The organism is Enterococcus bulliens, from assembly GCF_053761865.1.
Window position 1 is genome coordinate 1 of sequence record NZ_JBSMXK010000052.1, and the last position, 1,498, is coordinate 1,498.

At 39.3% G+C, this 1,498-nt stretch carries 1 protein-coding gene; it reads right to left on the reverse strand.

Annotated features, from left to right (window positions below):
* Positions 1-80: 80 nt before the first annotated feature.
* Entirely contained in the window at positions 81-1,373 is a 1,293-nt protein-coding gene (locus ACWOEC_RS12180; protein WP_007209342.1) for an ISL3 family transposase, read from the reverse strand.
* Positions 1,374-1,498 lie beyond the last annotated feature (125 nt).

Genomic DNA, 1,498 nt, shown 5'->3' on the forward strand with positions numbered 1-1,498 from the left:
GGCTCTTTGTCAAATGATGTTGGTGAAGAGAAATCTTAGAATTATTGGAGATCAAGAGGATTATTTCCTCTTGATCTTTTTTAGTTTAAAAGCAATGCACTACCGTGACGAATCATGATACGCAACTTGAAATTATAAAAGCTACGAAAGCCATAGGCATTTCGTTTTAACACTTTGATATGGTTGTTTAGGCATTCTAGCGGCCCATTTGAATAACGTTGTTTTAAAGCATTCTTGATTTGTGGAAGAAATTTCTGGAATGTTCTTAAGGTTGTCCGATACCCATCGGGAAGTACGTCGTTGTTGGTAAGCAGTTCTTCAAACGATGCGTGGTCTCGCTTCCTTACAGCATAAAGAAAGTCTTGGTATAACTGATAGCCCGTACGCAAAGCAGGACATCCCTTCAGTAGACGATCGACAATCTCGGTTTCTGTTAAATGTGTTTTGAAGCCAGACCGCCAAAGGTGCCGAGTATAATCAAGCTTACTTTCGTCTTTTTGAAGGAGTTTCCAGTATCTTTTTAGTTGTTTGCCCAGCTGGTATAGTTTTTGTTCTTTGCTCTTTAACAGGTGGTTCGTTTCTTTGATTCGATGATTGCGAAAAGTACGACTGATATGCTGGACAATGTGAAACCGATCAATGATCAGCTGAGCGTTTGGAAACATCTTTTTAACTAACGACACATAAGGGGCGTACATATCGATCACAATCCATTCGACCGCTTCGCGCGTTTCTCTTGGAAAATGACAAAAGTAACGCTCTAGAAAAGGCAGTTGCCGATTCTCGACAATGTCCAATAGGCGGTGTGTTTTTCCATCCATCATGATGAAACTCATGGCACCTGAAACACCCCGGACGGATTTGAATTCATCAAAACAAAGCACCTTAGGCAACGTTGTTCGAAAAGGATTTAATGGACGATAAAACCGCTTCATAATACGGTAAACAGAAGAGACAGACAGATTTTTTTGAGCGGCAATCTCAGTCATTGAGGTATTCCTTTTTAAACGAGTCACAACAGACCAGCGGACTTTCTCACTGATAAAACAGTGCTTTTTCGCAACAGAAGTATCCGCAACGAATGTCCGCTGACAAGCTTTACATTTGAAGCGTTGTTTTTTTAGTTCAAGGTATGTACGGTATTCAGAAACATCGTTCATTAACAACCGGACGGTTGTGGTTCCCCAACGTACAATATCTGAAGCAATTTTATGGTTACAATGAATACATTCTTGGGCGGTGTAGGTCAAACTTCCATGATAAATATGACAGATTTGTCCTTTGTATTTTTCTTTTGTGAGACAGTTTTCGGAAAAAGTAATCGATAAGTCTAGAATATCCAACATTTCTTTGATAAGCTGAGTGTGAGACATCTTGATTCCTCCTTTTGGATTGGTTCGTCAAATTAATTCTAAAGGATTTCAAGGTGTCTTTTCTATTGTTTTTCAAAATAAAAAAGATGCTGGTGTCATCCACCAACATCAAAAAGTATAGAGCC

What these genes read in the sequence shown, in the direction of transcription:
- ACWOEC_RS12180 (WP_007209342.1), bottom strand. Translation starts at nt 1,373, where the DNA reads ATGTCTCACACTCAGCTTATCAAAGAAATGTTGGATATTCTAGACTTA.